General features: G+C 71.2%; 2 protein-coding genes and 2 pseudogenes. 2 read left to right on the top strand and 2 right to left on the bottom strand.

What is annotated here, in order from left to right; genetic code table 11:
• Nucleotides 1–260 (bottom strand): annotated as a pseudogene (locus ABZU69_RS02165) (phytochelatin synthase); the annotation flags it as partial.
• A gap of 768 nt (nt 261–1,028) precedes the next feature.
• On the opposite strand from ABZU69_RS02165, the pseudogene ABZU69_RS02160 reads away from it, so the two are divergent.
• Nucleotides 1,029–1,730 (top strand): annotated as a pseudogene (locus ABZU69_RS02160) (diacylglycerol kinase family protein); the annotation flags it as partial.
• A gap of 821 nt (nt 1,731–2,551) precedes the next feature.
• Here the strand turns inward: ABZU69_RS02160 and ABZU69_RS02155 are convergent.
• Nucleotides 2,552–4,432, bottom strand: coding sequence for a Xaa-Pro dipeptidyl-peptidase (locus ABZU69_RS02155; RefSeq protein WP_354962575.1), 1,881 nt, complete (start codon nt 4,430–4,432; stop codon nt 2,552–2,554).
• A 162-nt stretch (nt 4,433–4,594) separates the two neighbouring features.
• Here ABZU69_RS02155 and ABZU69_RS02150 point away from each other — a divergent pair, with 162 nt between their 5' ends.
• Complete coding sequence (locus ABZU69_RS02150; RefSeq protein ID WP_354962574.1) at nt 4,595–7,948, top strand: S8 family peptidase; 3,354 nt, start codon at nt 4,595–4,597, stop codon at nt 7,946–7,948.
• The last annotated feature ends 103 nt before the right edge of the window (nt 7,949–8,051 follow it).

Below are 8,051 nucleotides of genomic sequence, written 5' to 3'. Positions count from 1 at the left end.
GCGTCCACGCTGATGTCCTTGCCCTGCACGGACAGGGCGTTACGCGTGGCGGCGGGGCCGCAGTAGTAGAAGTTCGGCTGCGCCTCGTACCGCACACCCAGCTGACGCTCACCGGCGGGCTTACGGTCGCTCTGGGTCTGGTTGGTGGGCTTGGCGTCCGACGCGGCGTACGCGGCGGTCACCGGGCCGGCGATGGCGCCGCCGGTGAACGCGAGCCCAGCAGCGGTCAGAGCGGTCTTACGAATCAGATCGGTACGCATGATGGCGTGCTCCTCTGCAATCGGGGGTGCATGCGACACACAACAGGGGACGTGCGCCGCACGAAGAAGAAGTTCACGGGGGAACGACCCGGCGATCGGAGGGGACCTGCTCGGGTGTCCGGGGGATGTAACCGTGCCGGCCCGACGGGTGTTCCCGGCGGCCTGCGGCTACGGCGGATGTAACCGTGGCGGCCTGGCCGGTGTTCCCGGCGGCCTGCGGCTACCGGGCCCGGGGGCCGCGGTGATCTGCCAGGTATAACCACCCCGACCGGCCCCCGATTCCACCCGGCGGGTGCCCCCGACCACAGGACGCTCACCCCGATACCGGACAACCACCCCCAGCCGCGCCGATCACGAACCAGACATTAGACCCTCGGGGGTCTCAATCCGGCCGGGCCCACGATCCGCGCGATCTCCGGGACACTGCTGCCTGCCAACGCGCCGAGGCCACGACCTCCCCAAGTCGCGCGGATTGCCGGACCGCGTTCCGAACAGGAGGGACAGTCGGCATCGAGCCCTATACCTGTGAGGCATAAATATGACTCTGAGGTATAACGCTCTTTGGTGCGGGTGCCGCCGTGACCGGCCCATCACAGACCTTCATCCAGGCGGCGGCCAGCAAAGGCAGGTGCGGCAGCATCCGGGTGATTCCCGGACCGGACATCGGGCCCATCCGGCTACGGCCCGCGCGACAGTGCCGCGACCAAGGCCGACACCCGTGCGGTGCCGAGGCGTAGTCAGTCAGCCGGCTGGGTAACACCGGCGGCCATGAGCACGAGCGCCGCAGCCCCCGCCACGTGTGTGACCACCGGCCGGCTGGGCGCGGTCGCGGTGGTCGCGCACCGTCGCAAGACCCTCGGTGGCGGGCTTGACGAGCTGCGGGCGACCCTCGTCGGCGCCGGCGTCGACCACCTGCTCTGGTACGAGGTGCCGAAGAGCCGCAAGGCGCCGAAGAAGGTCCGCAAGGCGCTGAAGAAGGGCGCCGGTCTGGTCTTCGTGTGGGGTGGGGACGGCATGGTGCAACGCTGCGTGGACACGCTCGCCCGCTCGCGGACCCCGATGGCCATCCTGCCCGCCGGCACCGCGAACCTCTTCGCCGCCAACCTCGGCATCCCGGAGGACCTGGCGGAGGCGGTACGCATCGGCCTGCACGGCCGGCGGCGCCGGCTGGACCTGGGCCGCCTCAACGGCGAGCATTTCGCGGTGATGGCCGGTGCCGGGTTCGACGGCGACCTGATTCGCGAGGCGGACCGGCACCTCAAGAGCCGGCTCGGTCGGCTGGCGTACGTCTGGACGGGGCTGCGACACGTTCGGGGCGAACTGGTGCACACGCGGATCCAGGTGGACGGGGTGACCTGGTTCGACGGCGAGGCGAGCTGCGTGCTCTTCGGCAACGTCGGCACGATCACCGGCGGCATCCCCGCCTTCGACGACGCCCAGCCGGACGACGGCTGCCTGGAGGTGGGCGTGTCAACCGCGAACGGGGCGATCGACTGGGCTCGCACCCTCGGCCGGATGGCCGCAGGGGCGCTCGACCGACTCGCCCTTCGTCCGGATCACCCGCGGCCGCCGCGTTCGGGTCCGCTTCGCCGCGCCGCGGACGTACGAGCTCGATGGCGGCGCGCGTACCGCGGTCGCGAAGCTCAAGGTGCGCTCGGTGCCCGGTGCGCTCACGGTCTGCTGCCCCGACCCGCCCGCCTGACCAGCCGGGGCCGGCTCCCAATGCCCCGCGCCATTGGGAATCAAGCCTTCCGGGGCGTACGCCGGTTGCCGAACGACTCCATGGTGGTCGCCTTCTTGGCCGGCGCCCTGGTCGCTGACGTGGTGCGGGCCCGGGCCGCCGCGGCCTTCTTCGCGGGCGACTTCTTGGCCGCGGCCTTCGTCGCGGGTGCCTTCTTCGGTGGGGCGTTCTTGGCGGCGGCCGCCTTCGCTGTCGGCCTGCGGGTGGGCGTGGCCGTGGTGGCGGAGGTGTCCTTCTTTCGCGCCACCCGGGTCGTGGTCGGCGTGGGCTTCTCGCCGGGCGTCTTGGCCGCGCTCGCGCCGGTGGCCCGCTTCGTCGCGGCGGCGACCTTCTTCGCCGCCACCTTCCGGCTCGGCGGCATCGTCTTCGTCTTCGCACCGGTTGCCTTGCGGGTGCTGCCTGCGGCCATCCTCACTCCTCCTCTGATCTCGCCGGCACCGCCGGACAACGGCCGGGCCCGATCGGCGAGGTCTTCCCGTGCGTCCGCACGCCAAACACGGGTGGGGCAGCCCGACGTGTCGGACTGCCCCACCCGTTCGAAAAAACTGGCTCAGAACCCGAGTACGGCCCGCCCGCCGACCACCGGCAGCCGCAGTTCGCTGTCGTTCGGCGCGACCCGCAGCTCGGTGCCACCCAGCGGCAGCAGGGTGTACTCCTGGTCGCTGGAGAAGACGACCACCCCGATCCGGTGCCCCGCCGGGAAGATGTAGTCCTTCGGCTCCATGGTCCACCGGTAGTCGTACAGCTTGCCCTGCTTCACCGGCTCGGTGCGGGCCGGGCCCTTGCGGTTCTGCGGGTCCATCCAACCCCGGGTCACCACGGTCGGCGCGACGGTCGAGCCGGCCGGGCCGTAGTCGACCAGGTACGCGGTGAGGTTCGCGTCCGGCTTGTTGTCGATCGCCATCCGCAGCCGCATCTCCGGGCGTCCGGAGATGCGCACGTTCTGCGTCAGCGCGGGGGAGCGGTACGCGAGCCGGTTCTCACTCGCGGTGTCCGGGTTGGACACCAGGGTGTCCGGGTGGATGGTCCGACCCTCGTCGACGAAGCTCTGCTCGACCTTGGCCTTCGGCGGCTTGCCCGTGGTGAGCGTGCCCGGGGCGGTGGCGTCGGTGGCGGCGAACCGCAACCCGACCTCACGCGCTGCCGGGTCGGGCCAGTTGGCGTACGTGGTGTAGGCCCGGTCCTCCCGCTGCAGCACCGCGGTCGGCTCGTCCATGATCCCGTTGCGCACGTTCCACAGCCAGAAGTCGAACCAGCGGTTCTCGGTCTGCTTGTACGTCCACGTCCGCCCGTCCGGCAGGGTCACCGACGCACTGCTGCCCGGGCCGCCGTGCCCGCCCTGGTGCAGCCAGATCTTGCGCGGTACGTGGCGCTTGGCGAGCTCGTCCCACCAGCCGGCGAAGTGCTCGGTCTTCACGTTCCAGTCGTTGAGGCCGTGCACGACGAAGACGCTCGCCTCCACGTCCCGGGCGTCAAGGTAGTCACGGTCCTTCCAGAACTTCGAGTAGTCGCCGGTGACCCGGTCCTGCTCCTCGGTGATCTTCGCGATCTCGTCGGCGCAGGGCCCCTCGGCCCGTGCCTGCCCGGCGGTGTACTGGGCCAGGATGTCGGTGTCCTCGCCCTGGAACGTCCCGGGGGCGACGACCAGACCGTTGGCGCGGTAGTAGTCGTACCAGCTGCTGATCGCGGAGACCGGGACGATGGTCTTGAGGCCCCGGACGCCGGTGGTGGCCACCTGGTTGGGCAGCGTCCCGTTGTAGGAGACGCCGGTCATGCCGACCGCGCCGGTGGTCCAGCCGGCGGTGATCGGGGCGCCGTTCGCGTCGTACCCCTTCGCCCGGCCGTTCAGCCAGTCGATGACCGCCTTGGTGCCGAGCGTCTCGGCCTGGTCGCCGCTGGTCGGGCAGCCGTCGGAGTCGCCGGTGCCGACGCTCTGACCGAGCACCACCGCGTACCCCCGCGGCACGTAGTAGTCGTCGAGCGAACCGGGCAGGTTGGCCTTCGCCTGCGCCCGCTGGGCTCCCGCGTCGAGAGCCCGGCGCCCGGAACGGTCGGTCAAGCCGTTCTGCGGCAGGTCGTCCACCAGCACGCTCGGGTAGGGCACGTCGCCCCAGGTGCCCTTGCGGTACGGGCTGTGCTCGAAGATGACCGGCACCTTGAAGCCCTGGGTGGCGGTCTCCCGGGGCCGGGAGATGTCGATCGCCACCCGGTCGAGGCGGCCGTCGTGGTCGGTGTCGACCGGGGTCTGGACGAACACCCGCTCCTCGATCGCGTCGGCGAGCGAGAACACCGGCTGCGTCATGCCGTCACTGACGACGATGCCGGTCGGTGCGGGCGCCGCTGGCGGGGTCGCCGCCGCTGCCGGGGCTGCGCTCAACAGCAGTGCGCCGGAGACACCGACGCCGAGTAGTGCCAAGGGGGTTCGACGCACGCGCGTTTCCCTTCGGTCGGGCTGGTCGCCGGGGATCGGCCGAGCTGGATCCGGAAGATCCATTCAGCCCATGCTAGGACCGCGTCGACGTTCCGTCGATCCTATGATCTTGCGAGAAGTCGCCCGAGAGGGTGCGTTTGTCTACATAAGACAGGGAGCAAGATGCTCAGGAAAACGCGATGGCTGCTGGCCGTCGCCGTCACGGCCACGGCGCTGAGCGCCGTACCGGGCGGCGCAGCCACAGCCGGGCCCAGCGGCATTGGTCTGTCGGGCACACCCGATGCCGCTGGCGACGGGAAGACGCACACCGTCACCCTGCTCACCGGGGACGTGGTGACCGTACGGAGCACCGGAGCGGGATGCCCGCGGGCCACGGTGCGACCGGCCGACCCGAACGCGGTGCTCCGACAGACCTGCGGGCCGGACGGCCACCTGCACGTCATCCCCGCGCGCGTCGCGTCCCAGATCGGCTCGACCCTCGACCCCGACCTCTTCGACGTCACCGCGCTGATCGCGGACGGCTACGACGATGAGAGCACCTCGCAGCTGCCGGTCATCGTGCAGCCCTCCACCGCGTCCGCCCGGGTGGCCGCGCTCGGTGACGTGCTGTCGCTGCCCAGCATCGGCGCGGTGGCCGGCCACGTACCCAAGAAGAGCCCGGCCACCGCGAAGCTGGCGACGAACTCGCTGCTCGCCGGGGCCAAGAAGGTCTGGCTCGACCGTAAGGTCCGCGCCACCGCGCTGACCGGCGGCAGCCAGCATGGTGACCTCGACCGCAACCTGGGCCAGGTCTCCGCGCCCGATGCCTGGAAGGCCGGGTACACCGGCAAGGGGGTCCGGGTCGCGGTGCTCGACACAGGTGCCGACTTCACCCACCCGGACCTGGTCGGTCGCGTCGCCGACCGCGCCGACTTCACCGCCGAGGGTGGCGACGCCGTCGACCACAATGGCCACGGTACGCATGTCGCGTCGACCATCGCCGGCACCGGCGCGGCCGCCCACGGCCAGCGTCGCGGCGTGGCGCCGGACGCCAAACTGGTGATCGGCAAGGTCCTCGACGACCACGGCTCCGGTGCGGACTCCGGGATCATCGCCGGCATGGAGTGGGCCGCCAGCCGGGCCGATGTCATCAACATGAGCCTCGGCGGCAGCGACCCGGACGACGGCAACGACCCGCTCTCGCTCGCCGTCGACGGCCTGAGCAGGCAGACCGGGGCGCTCTTCGTCATCGCCGCCGGCAACAGCGGCGGTGCCATCTCCTCGCCCGGCTCCGCCGCCAGCGCGCTGACCGTCGGCGCTGTCGACCGCAACGACAAGCTCGCCGACTTCTCCAGCCGCGGACCGCTGGTCAGCAGCAACGTGGCCAAGCCGGAACTGGTCGCGCCCGGCGTCGACATCGTCGCCGCCCGGGCCGACGGCACCAACCTGCAGGACCCGATCGACAGGTACTACGAGGGCATCTCCGGCACCTCGATGGCCAGCCCACATGTGGCGGGCGCGGCCGCGCTGCTCGCCCAGCGGCATCCGGGCTGGACGGGGGAGCAGCTAAAGTCCGCGCTCGTCGGTGCCGCCGATCCGCTGGCCGGCGTCGACCCGTACGCCGTCGGGGCCGGTCGGCTCAACGCGGCCAGGGCGCTCGGCGGCCCGGTCAGCAACCAGCCGGTGGTCAACCTCGGCACCTTCGCGTACCCGCAGTCCGGGACCAGCGAGGCGAAGCTGAGCTGGACCGCTGCGCCGACCTCGGCGACGGCGGTCCTCGACCTGGACGTGGCGGTCGTCAACCACGACGGCCAGCCGGTGCCGCGCGGCACGGCGTCATTGTCGACGAGCCGGTTGACGCTCAAGCGCGGCGCCACCGCCGGCGCTACCGTCCGGATCAACCGTGCGGCGCTGGCAGCCCGGCCGGGCTTCTACCTGGCCACCGTCACCGCCCGCACCGCCGGACGGAAGCTGGTCGCGACCACCCCGGTGAGCTTCCACGTCGAGCAGCCCAGCTACGACCTGACGATCCACACAAAGCCGATGCCCGGCCTCAAGGAGGGCGCGGAGAGCTGGATCAACATCCTGGTCACCAACCTCGCCGACCCCGTCATCTACTACGGCGGGCCCAGCGGTACGCCCGGAGAAACCTTCACCACGCGGGTGCCGGCCGGCCGGTACGCGATCCTCGGCTCCTCGGTCGCCTACTACGTCGACAGTGACGTGCTGGAGACGACGCTCAACGGTGAGACCGACCTGAACGTCACCGGCAACCGGAGCCTGACGATCGACCCGGTGCTGGCCAGGCCGGTGACGGCGACGGTCGACGGCGTCGCCACCACGCCCACCCGGGTCGACCTCACCAGCCTCCAGACCGCGCAGAACGGCCAGTCCTGGTGGAACCAGATCAATGGGTACGGGAGCGCGACGACCATCCGCACCTCCCCACTGCCGAAGCCCGGCATCGGATCACGGCGTACCTGGGCGGCAGTCAACCTGGACTCGCCGGCCGGCACGGCCAAGCCGTACCGCTACAACCTTGTTCACGAGTACGCGAGCGGCGTGCCGGCCGATCCCGCGTACCGGGTGACAGCTGCGGAACAGGCGAAGCTGGCCCGGATCGACGAGCGGTTCCACCAGATGGACTCGCCGGGGATGGTCACCCAGTTGGTCCGCACCGGCCTCACCCCGGACGGGCTGGGCGTGACCCAGACCCACGAGGGGAACCTGCCGCCGTACCGCACCGACTACCTCTCGCCCGGCATCCTCTGGGCCGACGAGGGCGTCTACGGCGGACTGTCGGCCCAGGAGGCACCCCGCAGTTACCAGCCGGGCAGTCGGCAGAGCAAGGTCTGGGCGCGGCAGCCGCTGCACTCCGGCTGGTACGACGACCCGGCCGGTGCCGGCTGGAGCTGCGCGACCCCGCCGTCGCGGACCCGGGGCAACCTGCACATCGACCTGGCGTCGCTGGTGGACCAGCACCAGCGGGCCGACTGCCTGCAGGGCAACTCGATCGGGGTGAACCGCAAGCTGTCGCTGTACCGCAACGGCAAGCTCGTCGAGGAGCGGGACCGCCCACTCGCTGACTTCACCGTGCCGCAACAGACGGCGGACTACCGGCTGACCCTCGACGTCGACACGAGTCTGATCCTGCCGATCTCGACCAAGGTCACCACCTCGTGGACGTTCCGGTCCGCCGGGCCGGACGGCACCGGAAGCGTGCCGCTGCCGCTGCTCGCGGTCGACTACGCCCTGCCGATGGACACCAACAACCACGCCACCGGCGGAACGGCCGAACTGGCCGTCCGGCAGGCGCGCGGCGTCAAGGCGCAGAAGGTGACCGCGTTCCAGGTGTGGACCTCGACCGATGACGGTGCCACCTGGAAGACGGCCCGGGTCGCCCGCGACGGGGACAGCTATCGGGTCGAGCTGCCGAAGGCGGCCGCCGGGAAGCCCGTCTCGCTGCGGGTGAAGGCCGACGCCAACGGCGGTAGCGGTATCGACCAGACCATCATCCGGGCGTACATCGCCGGCTGATCGTCCGCGGAGCTGGTGCGGCCCGGCCCTGAGCCGGGCCGCACCAGCATGCCGACTTCCTTCGCCGGTGGTGTCGATCCGGCCGGGTCTCGTTCGTCGTGAC

This window comes from Micromonospora sp. NPDC005206 (assembly GCF_040608175.1).
GTDB lineage: Bacteria > Actinomycetota > Actinomycetes > Mycobacteriales > Micromonosporaceae > Micromonospora.
This window is presented reverse-complemented; position numbering and strand designations above follow the sequence as displayed.